Origin of the sequence: Azospirillum melinis (assembly GCF_013340935.1) — a bacterium.
In the GTDB taxonomy this organism is placed as follows: Bacteria; Pseudomonadota; Alphaproteobacteria; order Azospirillales; family Azospirillaceae; genus Azospirillum; species Azospirillum melinis.
In genome coordinates this window covers 1-16,877 of sequence record NZ_WHOS01000062.1, presented here as the reverse complement: position 1 = coordinate 16,877, position 16,877 = coordinate 1, and the positions used below count along the sequence as shown (strand labels likewise).

The window sequence follows — 16,877 nt, the reverse complement described above, 5'->3', positions numbered from 1 at the left end:
GCTGGGTGTCGTTCCAACCGGGCCGGTGCCTCAGCCCCGGTCGCCGTCCGCCGCCAAAGCCTCTGAGCCGGCAGCGCTTTCCGCCGCCCGGAGGGTCACCGTCACCTTCAGTCCCTTGCCATCTTGCCCGACATCCAGCCGCACCGACGCCCCCAGCCGGTCGGCCAGCGCGCGGACGATGGCCAGCCCCAGCCCGCTGCCGGTGCGCGGCGGCTCGCCCGGACGGTCGAGGCGGTAGAAGCGTTCGAACACCCGCCCGCGCTCCGCCTCCGGGATGCCGGGGCCGTCGTCCTCGACCTCCATCACCGGCCCGGTCCCTGGGGGTTGCCCCACCCGCACCGTCACCGTCCCGCCCGGCCGGTTGTAGCGGATGGCGTTGTCCAGCAAATTGCCCAGCAGTTCTCCCACCAGCACGGCATTCCCGGCGACCCGCAGGGCGCTGCCGTCCTCGGGCCCCTCGAAGCGCACCTCGACATCCTGGGCCAGCGCCGCCGGCACCTGCTCGGCGGCGACCTCCATCGCAACCTGCATCAGGTCGGCGACCTCGGGGGCCGCGGGCACCACCGGCGCGTCCTCGTCGGCGCGGGCCAGCGCCAGCAGCTGGACCAGCAGCCGCTCCAGCCGCTTCACCGCCCCTTCGACGTCGTCCAGCGCCGCGCGCCCCTCCACGCTGTCGGTGCCGTAGCGGCGCAGCAGGGCCAGATGGGTGCGCAGCACCGCCAGCGGCGTGCGCAGCTGGTGCGAGGCGTCGGCGGTGAAACGCCGCATCGTGCCGATGGACTGGTCCAGCCGGGCCAGCAGCCCGTTGATGGCGACCACCAGCGGCAGCACCTCCGCCGGCACCACCGCCAGCGGCAGCGGCACCAGGGCCATTCCTCCGCGCGCCGAGCGGGCGTCGATCACCCGGCGCAGCCGCTTCAGCGGCGCCAGCCCGCGTCCGACCGCCCCCCAAACCAGCATCCCGCTGCCGCCAACCAGCGCCACCTCCAGCAGGGTCAGCCACAGCAGCAGATCGACCTCCAGCGCGCGCCGCCCCGCGGTTGTCTCCGCCACCTGGACCAGCACCGGCTGCGGCACGCCGTAGAGCCGCCGGACCTGCGCCGCCACCCGCACCGGATGGCCGTGATAGGAGGCGTCGCGGAACACCGTGACGTTGGTCGGCATCGCCTGGATGTCCGGCAGCGGCAGGTCGAGATAGCCGGTGATCACCCCGCCCTCATGGGCGACGTTGTAATAGATGTTGTCGCGCGCCTGGCTCTCCAGCATGCCGAAGGCGACGGCCGGCAGGTCGACCGTCACCTCGCCGTCATCGTCCCCCACCGCCAGCCGCTCGGCGATGGCGAGCGTCGAGCCGGCAAGCAGCCGGTCATGGGTCGATTGCACGAAGCCGTGGATCAGCGCCGACCCGCCGACACCCAGCCCGACCGCCAGCGCGCCCAGCGGCACCAGCAACCGGGTCAGCAGCCGGCGGCGCAGAGATGGCACCCGCTCCGGCCGGCCGGCCCGAATGGCCGCCATCAGGCATTTTCCATCAGATAGCCCAACCCGCGGATGGTGCGGATCTGCGGCCCGTCGGGCTCCAGCTTCTTGCGCAGCCGGGCGACATACAGCTCGATGGCGTTCGGCGCCACCGGCTCGTCGAAGCCGAACACCTCGCCGGCCAGCCGGTCCTTCGGCACCACCTTGCCGGCCCGCGTGATCAGCCCCTCCAGCACCGCCAGCTCGCGCTTGCGCAAGTCGAGCACCCGGCCGTTCAGTGTCACCGTCGCGGTGGAACGGTCGTAGCGCAGGGCGCCGCAGGCCAACTCCGGCACCGGCGTGCCCTGGCCGCGGCGGACCAGGGCGCGCACCCGTGCCTCGAACTCCGCCGGGTCGAAGGGCTTCAGCAGGTAATCGTCGGCGCCCAGGTCCAGCCCCTTCACCCGGTCGGCCACCGCCTCCCGCGCGGTCAGGATCATCACCGGCACGGTGGAGCCGCGGCGACGGATGCGGGTCAGCACCTCGAACCCCGACAGGTCGGGCAGTCCCAGGTCCAGCACCACCAGCCCATAGGGCTCCGCCCGTTCCAGCCGCACCGCGTCCTCGCCCGACGCGACATGGTCGACGGCATAGCCGGCCAGCTTCAGCCCCCCGGTCACCCCGCGCGCCAGCGCCGCGTCGTCCTCCACGATCAGGATGCGCAAGGGTGCCGCCTATCATCCGAATGGGCCATCATCCGACCGCGCCTGTTCCGTTCCACCAACAATTTTAATCCGCGACAGATTGGCGACAGGTTGATTGCCTATAGTCACGGCAAATCCGCTTGTAAGCCCAACCAACCCGGCCCGCAACGACGCCGTGGAAACCAACCGCAGGAGAGGAAGAGATGCGCACCAAACTGGCCCTTCTGGTCGCGACCGCCCTGACCGTCGCCGTGCCCGCCTTCACCGCCGGCACCGCCCAGGCGCAGTCGGTTCCCGCCGGCTACGACCCCGCCTATGCCAAGATCATCGAGGCGGCGAACCAGGAAGGCGCGCTCAGCATCTATTCCGCCACCGACGCGGCCGCCGTGTCGGAACTCCTGAAGGGGTTCGAGGCGCTCTATCCCAAGGTCAAGCTGGAATACGCCGACCAGAACTCGACCGAGATGTATAACCGCTTCATCAGCGAGGCGGCGGCCAACACCGGCACCACCGACCTGATGTGGTCGTCGGCGATGGACCTGCAGATGAAGCTGGTCAACGACGGCTACGCCCAGTCCTACACCTCGCCCGAATCGAAGAGCATCCCCGACTGGGCCAACTATAAGAACGAGGCCTTCGGCACCACCGCCGAGCCCATCGTCTTCGCCTACAACAAGCGCGTGGTCCCCGCCGCCGACGTGCCGAAGACCCACGCCGACCTCGCCAAGCTGCTTGCCGAGAAGCCGGACGCCTACAAGGGCAAGGTCACCTCCTACGATCCGGAGCGCAGCGGCGTCGGCTTCCTCTACATCACCCAGGACGTGCAGGCGAACAAGAACACCTGGGATCTGGTGAAGGCGATGGGCCAGACCGGGGTGAAGCTCTACACCTCGTCGGGCGCGATGATCGAGCGCCTGACCTCGGGCGAGCACACCATCGGCTACAACATGATCGGCTCCTACGTCTACGAGCGCCAGCACAAGGACCCGGAGTCGCTGGGCATCGTGCTGCCGTCCGACTACACCATCGTGATGTCGCGCATCGCCTTCATCCCGAAGGGCGCCAAGCACCCGAACGCCGCCAAGCTGTTCCTCGACTATCTGCTGTCGAAGCAGGGCCAGCAGGCGATGCAGGCCCGCTACATGGGCTCGATCCGCACCGATCTGGCGAGCGCCAACCCGACCGCCGGCGTTCCGGAAAGCACGCTGCGCCCGATCCATGTCGGCCCGGAACTGCTGACCTACCTCGACCAGGTCAAGCGCCTGAAGTTCCTGAAGGACTGGCAGAAGGCCCTCCAGGGGAAGTAACCGTCGTCAACCTTCCTCTCCCGCCCCGGGAGAAAGAAGGGGCCCGCCGAAGGCGGGAAGGGTGAGGGGTGAGGCACGAAGCCGTGCGGTGCGGGATCCTTGGACTCCCCCTCACCCTCCCCACGCCTGCGGCGTGGGTCCCCCCTCTCCCGGGACGGGAGAGGGCCTTAGCGCCAAAGCCGCCGAATCAAGGAATCCCCCCATGAACCGCGCGACGCGCATCGCGGTGATCGTCGCCATGGCGATTGCCGTGCTGGCCCCGATCGGCCTGGTCGTCTACCAGAGCTTCCTCGACGGGCCGTTCTTCCAGCCCAAGACCGCCTTCACGTTCAGCGCCTACGAGTTCGTCCTGGACGACGAGGATTTCTTCGACGCCCTCTACAACTCGTGCGTCATCGCCTTCGGCATGACCGCCATCGCGGTGCCGGTCGGCGCCATGCTCGCCTTCCTGATGGCCCGCACCGATCTGCCGGGGCGCCGCTGGATCGAGCCGGTGATCCTCGTGCCGATGTTCGTGTCGTCGGTGGTGCTGGCCTTCGGCTTCGTGGTCAGCCTCGGCCCGGCGGGCTTCGTCACGCTGTGGTTCAAGGGCACCTTCGGCTTCGTCCCCTGGTACCTCTATTCCAAGACGACGCTGATCGTCATCGCCGGCCTGACCCACGTCCCGCACGTCTTCCTCTACACCTCGTCGGCGCTGCGCAGCCTGGGGTCCGACGTCGAGGAAGCCGCGCGCATGACTGGCGCCGGCCCGCTGCGCACGGCGCTGACCGTCAGCCTGCCGATGGTGATGCCGAACATCCTCTACGCCGCCGTGCTGGTCTTCTTCCTAGGATTCGAGCTGTTCGGCCTGCCGCTGGTGCTGGGTGATCCCGAAGGCATCCTGGTGCTGGCCACATACCTCTACAAGCTGACCAACAAGCTGGGCACGCCCTCATACCAGCTGATGGCGGTGGTCGTTGTGGCGATCATCTGCATCGCCCTGCCGCTGGTGGCGCTCCAGCGCTTCCTGCTGCGCGCCGCCAACCGCTACGTCTCGGTGAAGGGCAAGGCCGCGGCGCAGAAGCCGGTGTCCATCGGCGTCTGGCGCTGGCCGGCCGCGGCGATGATCACCGCGTGGCTGCTGTTCACCGTGGTGGTTCCGATCAGCGGTCTGGTGCTGCGCGCCTTCGTGTCGAGCTGGGGCGAGGGCGTCAACCTGCTGGACGTGCTGACGCTGGCCCATTTCCGCGAGCTGATGGAGTTCCCGAACCTGACCCGCGGCATCGTCAACACGCTGCTGATCGCGTCGGTGGGCGGGGCGCTGTCGGTCGGCGTCTACACCATGCTGAATCTCGCTGCCCACCGCTGGCAGTCGGGCTGGACCAAGCTGATGGACTATCTGGTCCTGCTGCCGCGCGCCATGCCGGGCCTGGTGGCCGGTCTGGCGATCTTCTGGGTGTTCCTGTTCACACCCTTCCTGTCGCCGCTGCGCCAGACCATGATCGCCATCTGGGTCGCCTACACGCTGGTCTGGCTCGCCTACGGCATGCGTCTGGTCAGCGGCGCGCTGCTCCAGATCGGCCCCGAACTGGAAGAGGCCGGCCGCATCGTCGGCGCCAGCCCCGGCCGGGTGTCGCGCGACCTGACGATCCCGCTGGTCAAGGTCGGGCTGTTCTCCAGCTGGCTGCTGATCTTCGTCACCTTCATGCGCGAATACTCCACGGGCGTCTATCTGCTGGCCCCCGGCACCGAGGTGATCGGCTCGCTGCTGGTCTCGCTGTGGGGCACCGGTGCCGTCGACCTCGTGACCGCGCTTTCCACCGTCAACATCGCGATGATCGGCGGCGGCCTGCTGCTGATGTCGCTCTTCGGGAAACGCTCCCATGGCTAAGCTCATCATCGACGACCTGCACCTGTCCTACGGCAGCACCGAGATCCTGAAGGGCATCACCGCCACCTTCGCCCAGGGCGAGATCGTCGCCCTGCTCGGCCGGTCGGGCAGCGGCAAGACCACGCTGCTGCGCTCCATCGCCGGGCTGGAGGAGCCGAAGAAGGGCGTCATCTCCATCGGCGACCAGCCGGTGTTCGACGCCGCCGCCGGCCTCAACGTGCCGTCGGAGAAGCGCGGCCTCGGCCTCGTCTTCCAGTCCTACGCGCTGTGGCCGCACAAGACGGTGTTCGAGAACGTCGCCTACGGCCTGCGCCTGCGCAACGTGGCCAAGGCCGAACTCCAGCAGCGCGTCGCCGCGGTGCTGGACGGCGTCGGTCTCGGCCATCTCGGCGACCGTTACCCGCACCAGATGTCGGGCGGCCAGCAGCAGCGCGTGGCGCTGGCCCGCGCGCTGGTCTACAACCCGCCGGTCATCCTGCTCGACGAGCCGTTGTCGAACCTCGACGCCAAGCTGCGCGAGGAGGCCCGCATCTGGATCCGCACGCTGATCAAGCGGATGAACCTGACCGCCGTCTTCGTCACCCACGACCAGGTGGAGGCGATGGCCATCGCCGACCGCATCGTCCTGCTCGACGGCGGCCGCATCGTCCAGGCCGGCACGCCGGAACAGCTCTACACCGAGCCGGTCAGCCTGTTCGCGTCCGAGTTCATGGGCGTCAACAACCAGATCAAAAGCCGGGTTCAGGACAAGCGCGGCGGTTACGCCCGCATCGAGCTGTCCGGCCACCCGCTGTGGGGCAAGGACCGGGCGGGCAAGGGCGTGTCGGAGGACGCCACCGGCGTCATCCGCCTGGAACAGGTCGAGGTGGTGGACGGCGAAGGAGAGAACCGCATCCCGGCCGAGCTGGAGACCTCGGTCTATCTCGGCAGCCACTGGGAGCATGTCTTCCGCTGCGGCGACCAGACGCTCCGCGCCTTCGGCCGCCCGCTGGCCGCCGGCACCCACTGGCTGCACCTGCCGCCGGAACAGCTTTGGGTCTTTTGAGCGGGACCTCTACCGCCACTGATTTCCCTCTCCCGTCCCGGGAGAGGGAAGGGGCCCAAGCGCAGCTTGGGAAGGGTGAGGGGCGCGCAAGGAACCCTGCGCTTTCAGTTCCTTGTGCCACCCCTCACCCTCCCCGCCTTCGGCGGGTCCCCTCCCTCTCCCGGGGCGGGAGAGGGCACTCTCAAACCTCGATCAGCGCATAGGGCCGCCCGGTTTCCTTGGGGATGGTCTGCGCCACATTGTAGACCGGCGTCCCCCGCAGCGTTTTCCCGCTGTACGTCCCGTGATGCGCATGCCCATGCGCCACCGCCCGCACAGTGTCGAAGCGGTCGATGGTCTCGGCCAGCCGCGAGGACCCCAGGAAGGGGAAGATCTCCGTCGGCTCCCCCTCCACCGTCGCGGCGATGGGGGCGTAGTGCAGCACGACGAACACCCGCTCGGTCTCCAACTGCCGCAAGGCGCTTTCCAGCCGCATCGCCTCGTTCACCGCCTCATGGACGAACTGCTTGATCGCCGGCTCGCCGAAGCTGTCGAGCATCCGGTTGCCGAAGCCGCCGCCGAAGCCCTTCACCCCGGCGAAGCCCACCCCGCCGATCTCCTGCGGCGCCCCGTCGAGGAACCGCACCCCCGCCTGGGTCAGGATGTGCTGGACCTCCTCCAGATGGCCGCATTCGTAATCGTGGTTGCCGAACACCGCGACCACCGGAATGCCGATGGAGCGCAGGGCGTCGGCCAGGATCTCCGCCTCGCGCGGCTTGCCGTGATTGGTCAGGTCGCCGCACAGCGCCAGCACGTCGGCTTTGCCGGCGATCTCCTGGAACAGCTCGCGATAGGGATATTGCGTGGTTTCGCCGACATGGATGTCGCCGATGGCGGCGACGGTCAGCCTGCGCTCATCCATTCCCGTTCTCCTTCAGGCTCTGCCTGGTGCCCTCCTCCCCGACCACGTCGGCGAAGCCCCACTCGGTGACGTCGATCAGGTAATCCTCGCGCGAGAACAGCCGGCCCCGGCAGATGCGGGTCTGGGCGACCGGCAGCTTGGCGCGTTCCTGCATCCGCTCCAGCAGCTCCGCCACCAGCCAGTCGGGCACGCGGTCTCGCTCGGTCGGGTAGATGAAGCGGAAGTTCAGCAGATGGATCAGCAGCACTTCCCAATGCTGCTCCATGTGGGCGAGCAGCCTTTTCCAGTCGATCCTGTCGTGCTGCTTCAGGATCATGTGGGCCACGTCCGGCCCGTCGTATTTGTGGCGCATCTGGACGAAGGATTTGGAGAAGATCATCTCGGTCGGTGCCACCAGCGGCACGTCGCTGCCGCAGATCACCGCGCGATGCTCCTCCTTGAACCAGCGGTCGGTGACCGGGTTTATGGCGACCGCCGAGTTGAAGATGACGTCGAAGAACAGCTCGCCATGCTTGACCTTGCCGATCCAGCGCTCGTCCTCGATCTCCGTCTCGAATCCATGGTCCTGGAAATGGGACAGGATGCGCGGGAAATCGCCGCCGCGGCAGAAGATGTCGATGTCCTTGGTCGGCCGCGTGATGCCGGTATAGGCGCTGATCGCGTAGGTCCCGCCCAGCAGGAACGGGATGTCCGACTGGATCAGCAGCTTGAGGCTTTCGGTATAGAAGGCCTCGGCCTCCGCGGTGACGGTGGCGCTGCCCTCACGGAGTTCGCTCATGGACCACTCCCCATTGCACCGGCCTGACGCGCCGGTGCTGCACGTTGACCCGGTACAACAGGGCAGGGCGGGGAGTGTTGCGGGACAGGCGTCTGCCGTGCCCCACAGTGTGCCGTGCCCCCGGCGCCCGGCCGGTTTTCCGGCTTTCCTTGCCGCGCACCGGGAAATTTGGTCTGGTGCGGCAGGGTGGCCTTACCGGGGGTTGAACCATGGAGCTGTCGGCGGAAAATTCCGCGGATGCCGTCGCCGCGCTCTGCCGCGCCATGCTGCGGCCGGTCGAAAGCGCGTCCGCCTTGCGGGAGATCGAGTCCTTGCTGGAGCGTCTCCGCCATGCCCCGCCGGACGAGCGTGCCGCCAGCGCCACGCAGCTGGGCCGCCTGACCGGCGACGCCGATCCGGTCCTGCGCCTCTCCGCTCTGGCCGCGATTACCGGCGACCTGCGCCGCTACGACGATCTGCTCGACCTGATCGAACCCGAGTTCGGGTGCCCGGATCTCGACCGTTTGCTTCACATCTATTGCTGCATGGGGCGCCAGCTCTTCCTGATGCGCATGGACGGGGCGAGCCGGCCCGGCTTCTTCGAGGACAGGCTGTTTCCCTATTACACCCGCCTGATCGGCGCGATCCGCGACCAACTCGGCGTCGTCCCACGGCCCCGCCCGGCGGGCAACCCGGCCACCGGGCGCTTGGTGCTGGTGACGAACCAGTTTCTGTCGCTGCGCCACCAGCCGTCGCGCGACCTGCTGTCCTATGCCGCGGTTCTGGAGGAACGCTGCGGGCGGGAGGTGGTGATTCTCAACACCAACATCATGCCCGCCGACATCCACAGCCTGTTCGTGCCGTCCTTCGCCTCCTCGGTGGAACCCGCCTTCGACGGCAAACAGGTGATCGAGGCGGACGGCCGCTCCTTCCGGATGCTGTCCTCGACCGGCCGCACGCTGACGCGGGACAAGGTCGACTGGTTCCTGCGCGCGGTCGAGTGGCACGATCCCGACGTGGTCGTCTCGCTGGGCGGGTCGGTCGTCGTCGCCGACCTGCTGGTGGCGGCCCGTCCCACCCTGTGCATTCCCACCACCAGTGGACTGACGCCGTCGCTGGCCAGCATCGTGCTGGATTACGGCGGCGGCAGCCGGCCGGCCGGCGGTCCGCTCGCCACCTCGTGGCGACCCTTCCGCTTCCTTTTTTCGCTGATCGGTGCCCCACCGCCGGTCCAGACCGCAAACAAGGCAGGGAGCCGCGCCGGCTACGGCCTGCCGGACGATGCCTTCCTGTGTCTGGTGATCGGCAACCGGCTGGACGAGGAGGCGGACGGCGCCTTCCTTGCGATGCTGGAGTCCCTCATCGACCGTGCGCCCCGGGTGGCGGTGGCGTTCGCCGGTGAAGCGGCGGCGTTGCCCCAGCGCCTGCAAGGGTCGCGGCATGCAGGGCGCCTGTTCCACCTGGGCTATGTGACCGACATGGCGGATTTGATGCAAGCGGCCGACGCCTATGTGAATCCGCAGCGCACCGGCGGTGGCGCGAGCGCCGCCGAGGCGCTGGCAGCCGGCGTTGTCCCGGTTTCGCTGCCGGGCGGCGACGTGTCGGCCGTCATCGGCCCCCGGTTCGTCGTGCCCGATTATCCCGCCGCCGTGGAGCGGCTCGCCCTGCTGGCCGGCGATCCGGCCATTTTGGCCGAAGCCTCGGCCGATGCCCGGTCCCGGAGCACGGGGCGCAGCAACCCGGCCGATGCCGCCGTGGCGCTGTCTCGCTATCTGGACGAGGCGGTCGAAGTGCATGGGCACGGTGGGATGGGCGAGCGGATTTGCAAATAATCCTATTAATTGGATATTATGCCTATAACCTCCGCTGGAACCCATCATTCCGCGGAGCTTTGCCATGCCCCTCGACAGCCGCAGCTTCACCAACGACCAGTTCCCCCGCTGGGCCGAAGAGCCGCCGACGCCTGCCGAAGGCTCGCTGGTTCCCGGATCGCAGTTCCATGACGAACAATGGATCATGGCCGCCGGGATGCTGGCCCGCGGCAACAGCTTCCTTCAGGTCTCGCGCGCCATGGGGTGCAGCCGCACCACGCTGTGGCGGGCCTATTACGGCTCAAAGGACTTCCGTCACAGGGTTTGGTGGGAACGCCAGGCGCTGAACCGCGAGGCCGAACTGCGCCTGTCCTCGCTGCGGGTGCTGGTGGCCGAACAGATCGAGCGTCTGGTCACCTCGGGCGACCCCGCCACCGTGCGCTGGCTGGCCGAGCGGCTCGGCCTCATTCCCGGTCTCGGGTCCGCCCGCAACGCCTCGCGGGACATTCACGAGGTGGGGGCGGAGGAGGAGCCGGCGGCGAGATCGGAAGACAGGCCGCGGGCGCCCCGCCCGGAGGACCCGCCCGCTGTCATCGTCCCCGAACTCGACGACGACATCCCCGGCGCCCTGCGCGAACGCTGCCCGCCCAGCCCGGAACTGGTCGCCGTCGTCGTCGCCCAGCCGGAAGCGGTGGGGCCGAAGGGCGTCTTCCCCTGGACCGCCAACCAGTACGAGGAGTACCCGAACCTCAACCCCGGCCCGGTGAGCCGCCGCGCCGCCGGTCCCTTCTGCCGGCGGTAGCCTGCCGGCGGTAGATGGAACATGCGGCGGACTCTGTTCCACGCCGTTCCATCCCCCCGCCGGCCAGGACGGAGACACCCTTCCGCTCAAACCCCGAAATTCGGCTTGCCCGCCAGGATGTTGGATGTCACGTGCCGGATGTCGCGCAGGCCGCACATCGCCATGGTCACGTCCATCTCCTTGCGGATGATCTCCAGGCACTGGGACACGCCGGCCTCGCCGCCGGCCCCCAGCCCATAGAGGAAGGCGCGGCCGATGAAGGTGCCCTTGGCGCCCAGCGCCAGCGCCTTGACCACGTCCTGGCCGGAGCGGATGCCGCCGTCCATCAGCACCTCGATGCGGTCGCCCACCGCCTCGACGATGGCCGGCAAGGCGGCGATGGAGGAGATGGCGCCATCAAGCTGCCGGCCGCCATGGTTGGAGACGATCAGCGCGTCGGCGCCGGTGTCCGCCGCCATCACGGCGTCTTCCGGGTCGAGGATGCCCTTCAGGATCAGCTTGCCGCCCCAGCGGTCGCGGATGCGGCGCACGTCGTCCCAGTTCAGCGTCGGATCGAACTGCTCCGCCGTCCAGGACGACAGCGAGGACAGGTTGCTGACTCCGGTGGCATGGCCGACGATGTTGCGGAAGGTGCGGCGGTGGGTCCGCAGCATGTTGATCGACCAGCGCGGCTTGGTCGCCATGTCCAGGATGTTGCCGACGGTCAGCTTCGGCGGGGTGGACAGGCCGTTCTTGATGTCCTTGTGGCGCTGGCCGAGGATCTGGAGGTCGAGCGTCAGCACCAGCGCCGAGCAGCCGGCCGCCTTGGCGCGGTCGATCAGCTTGTCGATGAAGGCGCGGTCGCGCATGACGTAGAGCTGAAACCAGAAGGGCTTGTCGGTGTTCTCCGCCACGTCCTCGATGGAGCAGATGCTCATCGTCGACAGGGTGAAGGGCACGCCGGCCTTGGCTGCCGCGCGGGCGGCCAGGATCTCGCCGTCGGCATGCTGCATGCCGGTCAGGCCGGTCGGGGCCAGCGCCACCGGCATCGCCACCGGCTGGCCGACCATCGTGCTGGCCAGCGTCCGGTTGGTCATGTCCACCGCCACGCGCTGGCGCAGCTTGATCCGGCCGAAGTCGGACTCGTTGGCGCGATAGGTCGACTCCGTGTAGGAGCCGGAATCCGCGTAATCGTAGAACATCCGCGGCACGCGCCATTCCGCCAGCTGCCGCAGATCCTCGATGCAGGTGACGGGCCGGTCGGTGAACAGGTTCGCCCAGCGCGACGGCGGCCGCGAGGAGGGCATGCGAACGGAGGTCATGGGGCGTGTCTCAACGGTTGCGCGCGAAACGGAAGGGCGTCGATTTGGCCACTCCCTCCGCGCACCGTCAAGCCATGGCTGCGGCGACGCTGCCCTTTTGCCGTGGTGTTTCCGATGCTCAGCGCGCCGGCTTCGACCTGGGCTTCGAGTTGGCCTTCGCTTTCGATGGCTTGGCCTTCGGCGGCGTCATCATGGCCTTGAACATCGCCGTCTGGGCCGCCGACTGGTTGCGCCGGGCGGCCGACATCGCCGCGGTGGTCCACATGCCGCTGGCGCGGTTGGCCCAGGACAGCCACGCGCTCATGAAGGGATTCTTGGTCATCGTGGAGGCGACTCCGGAGCTGGGGGTATCGACAACAACAGCGCCGGAACCCCCGATGTTGCACCGCACAGTATTGCGGCACCCACCCGCCCAAATTTTCGGCCGACCTGCCGATTCTTGGGCAGACCTGCAAGGCCGGGCAGCCTTGCTCAGCAGGGGATGGCCTTATCCCCGCAAGGGGAGAGGGGGCTTTTTCGCTGGCATATCCATTGCTTGTACAGGCCAAGGGGCCGGGCGATGTCGGGGGGAACAGGCTGGATGGGTACGGAGCGCGACGCCATGAAGAGTGGAACCAGCGCCGCCGCGGCGCGCTTCCTGCGCACCGCCAAGCTGTGCCGCATCCGCGACGTCGAACAGCTTCTGGCGGTCAGCGCCCTGGTGCGGGATCTCAGCGCCCTGATCCATGCCCTGCAGAAGGAGCGCGGCGCCTCCTCCATCTATCTCGGGTCCGGCGGCACCCGCTTCGCCGAGGACCGCGCCCGCTGGCAGGCCGATGCCAGGACGCTGGAGTCGGTGCTGCGCGACCGGCTGGATCTTGTGGACGAACAGCTCGACCGCCTCAGCTGCGGTGCGCAGTTCTACAGCCGGGCCGCCCTCGCGCTCTATGCGCTGGACGGGCTGCCGGCCCTGCGCGATCAGGTGTCCTCGCTGGCGCTGGTGCCGCAGGATTCGGTGAAGGCCTTCACCGACATTATCGGCCATCTGCTGTCCGTGCTGTTCGAGGCGGCCGACATCGCCGCCGATCCGGCGATCTCCCGCGCGCTGGTCGCCCTGTTCAACGTCGTCCAGGGCAAGGAATTTGCCGGGCAGGAGCGGGCGACCGCCAGCGCCGGCTTCTCGCGCGGGCGTTTCGACGGGGTGGAGCATGGGCGGCTCGCCCATCTGATCGATGCCCAGAACCGCGCCTTCCGCATCTTCGCGGAGTTCGCCGACCCCGCCCAGGCCGCCGCTTTCCGCACCGCCCTGGCCGACCCGGCGGTGGCGGAGGTCGAGCGGATGCGGGCGGTGGCGCTCAGCGACGATGCCCGCCACGGCGAGCTGTCGGGCATCACGCCGGAGCTCTGGTTTGACCGGGCGACCCGCCGCATGGAGCTGCTGAAGACGGTGGAAGACCGTCTGACCGACGATCTCCGCCGCCTGTGCGAGGCGAAGCTGGCCCAGGCCCGCGCTGATCTCGGACAGGCCGACACCGGCGGTCCCGACACGGTGCTTCCGGTCGCCATGATGCTGGTGGATGCCGTTCCCGCGCTGACTGGAGTGAATGGTCCGTCATCGATTGGGCAGGAACAGGACGGCGCCGGGCTCTATGCCCCCGACGGGCTGCCGCCGAAGCTGATGCGCTCGGTGCTCGACGTCATGCAGGCGCAGTCCCAGCGCCTGCGCGACGTCAGCCTGGAGCTGGAGACGGCGAAGGCGGCGCTGAACGAGCGCAAGGTGATCGACCGCGCCAAGGGCCTGCTGATGTCCACCCGCAACCTGTCGGAGGAGGAGGCCTACAAGCTGATCCGCAAGACCGCGATGAACCAGAACAAGCGGATCGTCGAGGTGGCCGAGGCCATCCTCAGCATGTCGGACATCCTCCGCGGCGTCACGGGTGGAGGAGGGGCGGCAGGAGGATGACCTGACTACTGCACCGTGCGCACCGGCGAGAAGGGCAGCCCCGCCTGATCGAGCGCCCGGTCGATCACCTCCTCGGACTTCTGGTCGAACAGCTGCAGCAGCAGATCGTCGACCATCCAGTCGTTGGTGGGCGTGCAGGCGGTGAACAGCTCGCCGATGACCTCCGCCTGGAAATCCTCGCGGCCTGCGTCGCCGCCCTCATACTCCATCCGCTTGGCGACGCCGACCGCGACCTGGAACGGCTGGGTCAGGCCGGGGGGGACGGCCGCCTTCTTCATCAGCGCCGCCATGCCCAGCTCGCCGTCGTCCCAGGCCAGCCGGCGGGCATTCTCCGCCGGGATGCCGGCGCGGACGGCCATGCCGGCGACGAACAGCGACAGGTCGCCGGCGCACAGCGCGCGGAACAGCAGGACCGGCGTCAGCCGGCGGTTGGTGTGCAGCCACTGGATCACCGCGTCGATGTCCTCGGCCCCGCGCAGCACCGGGCGCAGCATGCGCATGGTCGCCGCCTCCCGGCCGCGCTCCACCAGCCGTTCGACCAGCTCGCGCGACAGGCCATGCGCCTGCATCAGCGTGGTGCGCATGCTGTCCGACACGAAGGCGACCACCCGCTCGACCATCGCCAGCGACAGGCCGGGGCGGGTCGCCGCCGCCTCGCTGACCATGCGGACGCGGCCGAACCGGTCGAGCGCGCGGCTCATCGCGCTGTCCGGCACCTCGGCGCCGTCGTTGCGCAGCAGCGCGGTCACCGCGATGACGTTGCCGCGCTCGGCAATTGCGCCGGACACGCGGGCGGAGACGGTGGAACGGCTGGCGACCGCCACATGCTTTCCCGAATCGGGATCGGACAGCACGTCCAGCAGCAGGTCGTCGGTCAGTCCGGCGGCATCGCGCAGGATGGGGAAGGCCACCCGGCCGACGTCGCGGACCAGCCGCTCCGCCAGATCCCCGGTCAGCAGAGGGCTGTTACGCAGCTGCCAGGCCACCGCCTCGCGCACCGCCACCTGGGCGTCGCCGGCGAAGCAATGGACCACCTCGATGGCCAGCGACCGTTCGGCCGGGCTCAACGCGCCCGCCTCCAGATCGTGGAACAGCTTGTTCATCGTCTCGATCCGCGTTTCCGCGTTGGGCGAGACGAGCAGCCGCTCCACATCCTTCGACGACAGGCCGTTGGGATGGGGGGCGTCTGGTTGGGCGGCGGCGTGTGGCATCATGGCACCCGGCTGCGGCATCGGAGGAACACCCTCAATCGACATCAAGGCCTCAATCGAAATCGAGGCAGGAGTAGCGGACCATGTCGCCCCACAGCCGGTCGAGCCGGCGGAGCGTGCGATAGCTGGCCTTCAGGTCGCGGACCTCGGTCTCGTTGCGCACCAGCGCCTCGGCCTGCGCCTGCTCCATCCGCCGCAGCCCCTCCCACAGCTCCCGGCCCTTGTCGGTCAGCTGGAGCCGCGCGGTGCGGCGGTCGCGCTGGTTGGCGGCCCGGTTGATGTAGCCGGCATCGACCAGGATCTTCAGGCTGTAGGACGCGTTGGAGCCCAGGTAATAGCCGCGCTCCATCAGGTCGCGGACCGACAGCTCGTCCTCGCCGATCAGCATGACCATCAGCGCCTGCACCGGGCCGATGTCCTCGATGCCCTGCTTGGACAGGCCGACGCGGACGACGTCGAGATACCGGCGGTGCATGCGCTCGATCAGCCGCGCCATGCCGTGGAAGTCGGCGAGGTCGAGATCCTCGCCCGGCTTGCCGCCCGCCCGGTCTGCTCCCTTGTCGTCCGTGCCCGGTTCGGGCGCGTCATCATCGTCCCAGTTCAGGTTGCTCATCGCGTCCATGATCCTGCCGGCTCAACCATTCCCGTATCCTTCCTGCCCGACTCACTCCGCCGCGGCGGCAAGACCGCGGAAGCCATGCGGGTGCGCGCTGCGCCATGCCCAGGCGCTGCCGATGATGCTGTCCAGCTCCGGGAAGCGCGGCTGCCAGCCGAGGTCGCGGCGGATGCGCTCCGACGAGGCGATCAGCACCGGCAGGTCGCCGGGGCGGCGCGGGCCGACCTTCACCGGCACGCTGCGGCCGGTGATGCGCTCCACCGACGCGATCACCTCGCGCACGCTGTAGCCGGTGCCGTTGCCCAGATTGTAGCGGACCGACCGCTCGTCGAGCGCGTCCAGCACCCGCAGATGGGCGTCGGCCAGATCGCAGACATGGATGTAGTCGCGGATGCAGGTGCCGTCGCGCGTGTCGTAGTCGTCGCCGAAGATCTCGATGTGCGGGCGCTTGCCGGTGGCGGCGTCCATCACCAGCGGGATCAGGTGCGTTTCCGGGCTGTGGTCCTCGCCGAGCCGGCCGTTGGGATGGGCGCCGGCGGCGTTGAAGTAGCGCAAGCAGGCGGAGCGCAGGCCATGGCAGCGGTCGGCCCAATGCAGGGCGCGCTCGATCATGAACTTCGATTCGCCGTACGGGCTGCCGGGGTCGATCGCCTCGTCCTCGTCGATGGGGATGCGCTTGGGCGAGCCGAACAGGTTGGCGGTGGAGGAAAAGACCAGCTTCATCACCCCGGCCTTCACCGCGGCGCGGATCAGGTTCAGCGAGGTGACGGTGTTGCCGTGCAGGTAGGCGTGCGGGTCGCGCATCGATTCGCCGACCACCGACAGGGCTGCGAAATGGAACACCGCGTCGAAGCGCCATTGCCCGAACACGCGGGCCAGCGCCGCCTCGTCGGCCAGATCGGCCTGGACGAAGGTCGCCTCGGGCGGCACGGCGGCGGCGTGGCCCTGGCGCAGGTTGTCGAAGACCACGACCTGGTGGCCGCGCTCGAGAAGCTCGGTCACGCAGTGGCTGCCGACATAGCCGGCGCCGCCGGTGACGAGAATGGTTTGGGACGTCGTCATGGAGTTTGGGTTTCCTTGAACCGGTTTTCGGGCCGCAACCGGAATCGGGCGGCCGGCGTGGTGGAAGGAAAACGGGGGGCGGGTTTGGGG

At 68.8% G+C, this 16,877-nt stretch carries 15 protein-coding genes; 6 read left to right on the top strand and 9 right to left on the bottom strand.

What is annotated here, in order from left to right; translation table 11 throughout:
* Positions 1-30 precede the first annotated feature (30 nt).
* Together GBZ48_RS29585 and GBZ48_RS29580 are read right to left on the bottom strand one after the other, a co-directional pair.
* Positions 31-1,518, bottom strand: coding sequence for a sensor histidine kinase (locus tag GBZ48_RS29585; RefSeq protein WP_174474290.1), 1,488 nt, complete (start codon positions 1,516-1,518; stop codon positions 31-33).
* Positions 1,518-2,183: a response regulator transcription factor gene (locus GBZ48_RS29580; protein WP_174474289.1), complete on the bottom strand. Its 666-nt coding sequence runs from the start codon at positions 2,181-2,183 to the stop codon at positions 1,518-1,520. The genes GBZ48_RS29585 and GBZ48_RS29580 overlap by 1 nt, the downstream gene beginning before the upstream one ends.
* Positions 2,184-2,365: 182 nt before the next feature.
* Here GBZ48_RS29580 and GBZ48_RS29575 point away from each other — a divergent pair, with 182 nt between their 5' ends.
* From GBZ48_RS29575 to GBZ48_RS29565, 3 genes are all read left to right on the top strand, one after another.
* Positions 2,366-3,469, top strand: coding sequence for an ABC transporter substrate-binding protein (locus GBZ48_RS29575; RefSeq protein ID WP_174474288.1), 1,104 nt, complete (start codon positions 2,366-2,368; stop codon positions 3,467-3,469).
* Between the two features lie 202 nt (positions 3,470-3,671).
* Positions 3,672-5,339 carry an ABC transporter permease gene (locus GBZ48_RS29570; RefSeq protein ID WP_174474287.1) on the top strand — a complete coding sequence of 556 codons (1,668 nt, stop codon included), beginning with the start codon at positions 3,672-3,674 and terminating at the stop codon, positions 5,337-5,339.
* Complete coding sequence (locus tag GBZ48_RS29565; RefSeq protein ID WP_174474286.1) at positions 5,332-6,384, top strand: ABC transporter ATP-binding protein; 1,053 nt, start codon at positions 5,332-5,334, stop codon at positions 6,382-6,384. The genes GBZ48_RS29570 and GBZ48_RS29565 overlap by 8 nt, the downstream gene beginning before the upstream one ends.
* 181 nt (positions 6,385-6,565) lie before the next feature.
* Here the strand turns inward: GBZ48_RS29565 and GBZ48_RS29560 are convergent, their stop codons facing one another.
* Both GBZ48_RS29560 and GBZ48_RS29555 read right to left on the bottom strand, forming a co-directional pair.
* Positions 6,566-7,285, bottom strand: a complete 720-nt coding sequence (locus GBZ48_RS29560; RefSeq protein WP_174474285.1) for a metallophosphoesterase family protein — start codon at positions 7,283-7,285, stop codon at positions 6,566-6,568.
* Entirely contained in the window at positions 7,278-8,063 is a 786-nt protein-coding gene (locus GBZ48_RS29555; RefSeq protein ID WP_174474284.1) for a nucleotidyltransferase domain-containing protein, read from the bottom strand. Before GBZ48_RS29555 ends, GBZ48_RS29560 begins: the two co-directional genes overlap by 8 nt.
* Before the next feature lie 209 nt (positions 8,064-8,272).
* Between GBZ48_RS29555 and GBZ48_RS29550 the strand changes: the two genes are divergently transcribed.
* Positions 8,273-9,874, top strand: coding sequence for a glycosyltransferase (locus tag GBZ48_RS29550; RefSeq protein ID WP_174474283.1), 1,602 nt, complete (start codon positions 8,273-8,275; stop codon positions 9,872-9,874).
* Between the two features lie 64 nt (positions 9,875-9,938).
* Complete coding sequence (locus tag GBZ48_RS29545; RefSeq protein WP_174474282.1) at positions 9,939-10,655, top strand: hypothetical protein; 717 nt, start codon at positions 9,939-9,941, stop codon at positions 10,653-10,655.
* An 86-nt stretch (positions 10,656-10,741) separates the two neighbouring features.
* Here GBZ48_RS29545 and GBZ48_RS29540 read toward each other — a convergent pair whose 3' ends face one another.
* On the bottom strand, positions 10,742-11,956 hold the full coding sequence (locus tag GBZ48_RS29540) for an alpha-hydroxy acid oxidase (protein WP_281362510.1): 1,215 nt from the start codon (positions 11,954-11,956) through the stop codon (positions 10,742-10,744).
* Between the two features lie 118 nt (positions 11,957-12,074).
* Positions 12,075-12,278, bottom strand: a complete 204-nt coding sequence (locus GBZ48_RS29535) for a hypothetical protein (RefSeq protein WP_174474281.1) — start codon at positions 12,276-12,278, stop codon at positions 12,075-12,077.
* 279 nt (positions 12,279-12,557) lie between these two features.
* Between GBZ48_RS29535 and GBZ48_RS29530 the strand changes: the two genes are divergently transcribed.
* On the top strand, positions 12,558-13,898 hold the full coding sequence (locus GBZ48_RS29530; protein ID WP_246307551.1) for a nitrate regulatory protein: 1,341 nt from the start codon (positions 12,558-12,560) through the stop codon (positions 13,896-13,898).
* 5 nt (positions 13,899-13,903) lie between these two features.
* On the opposite strand, the gene GBZ48_RS29525 is transcribed toward GBZ48_RS29530, so the two are convergent.
* Genes GBZ48_RS29525 through galE form a run of 3 tightly spaced genes read right to left on the bottom strand, consistent with a single transcriptional unit; the run spans position 13,904 to position 16,787 of the window.
* A complete protein-coding gene (locus GBZ48_RS29525; protein WP_246307550.1) occupies positions 13,904-15,130 on the bottom strand; it encodes a DUF2336 domain-containing protein in 1,227 nt (408 codons plus the stop codon).
* A 31-nt stretch (positions 15,131-15,161) separates the two neighbouring features.
* Positions 15,162-15,722, bottom strand: a complete 561-nt coding sequence (locus GBZ48_RS29520; RefSeq protein WP_246307549.1) for a MarR family transcriptional regulator — start codon at positions 15,720-15,722, stop codon at positions 15,162-15,164.
* A gap of 51 nt (positions 15,723-15,773) precedes the next feature.
* Positions 15,774-16,787 carry a UDP-glucose 4-epimerase GalE gene (gene galE / locus GBZ48_RS29515; protein ID WP_174474278.1) on the bottom strand — a complete coding sequence of 338 codons (1,014 nt, stop codon included), beginning with the start codon at positions 16,785-16,787 and terminating at the stop codon, positions 15,774-15,776.
* Between the last annotated feature and the right edge of the window lie 90 nt (positions 16,788-16,877).

What these genes read in the sequence shown, in the direction of transcription:
- GBZ48_RS29545 (WP_174474282.1), top strand. Translation starts at nt 9,939, where the DNA reads ATGCCCCTCGACAGCCGCAGCTTCACCAACGACCAGTTCCCCCGCTGG.
- GBZ48_RS29535 (WP_174474281.1), bottom strand. Translation starts at nt 12,278, where the DNA reads ATGACCAAGAATCCCTTCATGAGCGCGTGGCTGTCCTGGGCCAACCGC.
- GBZ48_RS29570 (WP_174474287.1), top strand. Translation starts at nt 3,672, where the DNA reads ATGAACCGCGCGACGCGCATCGCGGTGATCGTCGCCATGGCGATTGCC.
- GBZ48_RS29585 (WP_174474290.1), bottom strand. Translation starts at nt 1,518, where the DNA reads ATGGCGGCCATTCGGGCCGGCCGGCCGGAGCGGGTGCCATCTCTGCGC.
- GBZ48_RS29565 (WP_174474286.1), top strand. Translation starts at nt 5,332, where the DNA reads ATGGCTAAGCTCATCATCGACGACCTGCACCTGTCCTACGGCAGCACC.
- GBZ48_RS29520 (WP_246307549.1), bottom strand. Translation starts at nt 15,722, where the DNA reads ATGAGCAACCTGAACTGGGACGATGATGACGCGCCCGAACCGGGCACG.
- GBZ48_RS29525 (WP_246307550.1), bottom strand. Translation starts at nt 15,130, where the DNA reads ATGCCGCAGCCGGGTGCCATGATGCCACACGCCGCCGCCCAACCAGAC.
- GBZ48_RS29560 (WP_174474285.1), bottom strand. Translation starts at nt 7,285, where the DNA reads ATGGATGAGCGCAGGCTGACCGTCGCCGCCATCGGCGACATCCATGTC.
- GBZ48_RS29540 (WP_281362510.1), bottom strand. Translation starts at nt 11,956, where the DNA reads ATGACCTCCGTTCGCATGCCCTCCTCGCGGCCGCCGTCGCGCTGGGCG.
- GBZ48_RS29550 (WP_174474283.1), top strand. Translation starts at nt 8,273, where the DNA reads ATGGAGCTGTCGGCGGAAAATTCCGCGGATGCCGTCGCCGCGCTCTGC.
- GBZ48_RS29575 (WP_174474288.1), top strand. Translation starts at nt 2,366, where the DNA reads ATGCGCACCAAACTGGCCCTTCTGGTCGCGACCGCCCTGACCGTCGCC.
- GBZ48_RS29555 (WP_174474284.1), bottom strand. Translation starts at nt 8,063, where the DNA reads ATGAGCGAACTCCGTGAGGGCAGCGCCACCGTCACCGCGGAGGCCGAG.
- galE (WP_174474278.1), bottom strand. Translation starts at nt 16,787, where the DNA reads ATGACGACGTCCCAAACCATTCTCGTCACCGGCGGCGCCGGCTATGTC.
- GBZ48_RS29530 (WP_246307551.1), top strand. Translation starts at nt 12,558, where the DNA reads ATGAAGAGTGGAACCAGCGCCGCCGCGGCGCGCTTCCTGCGCACCGCC.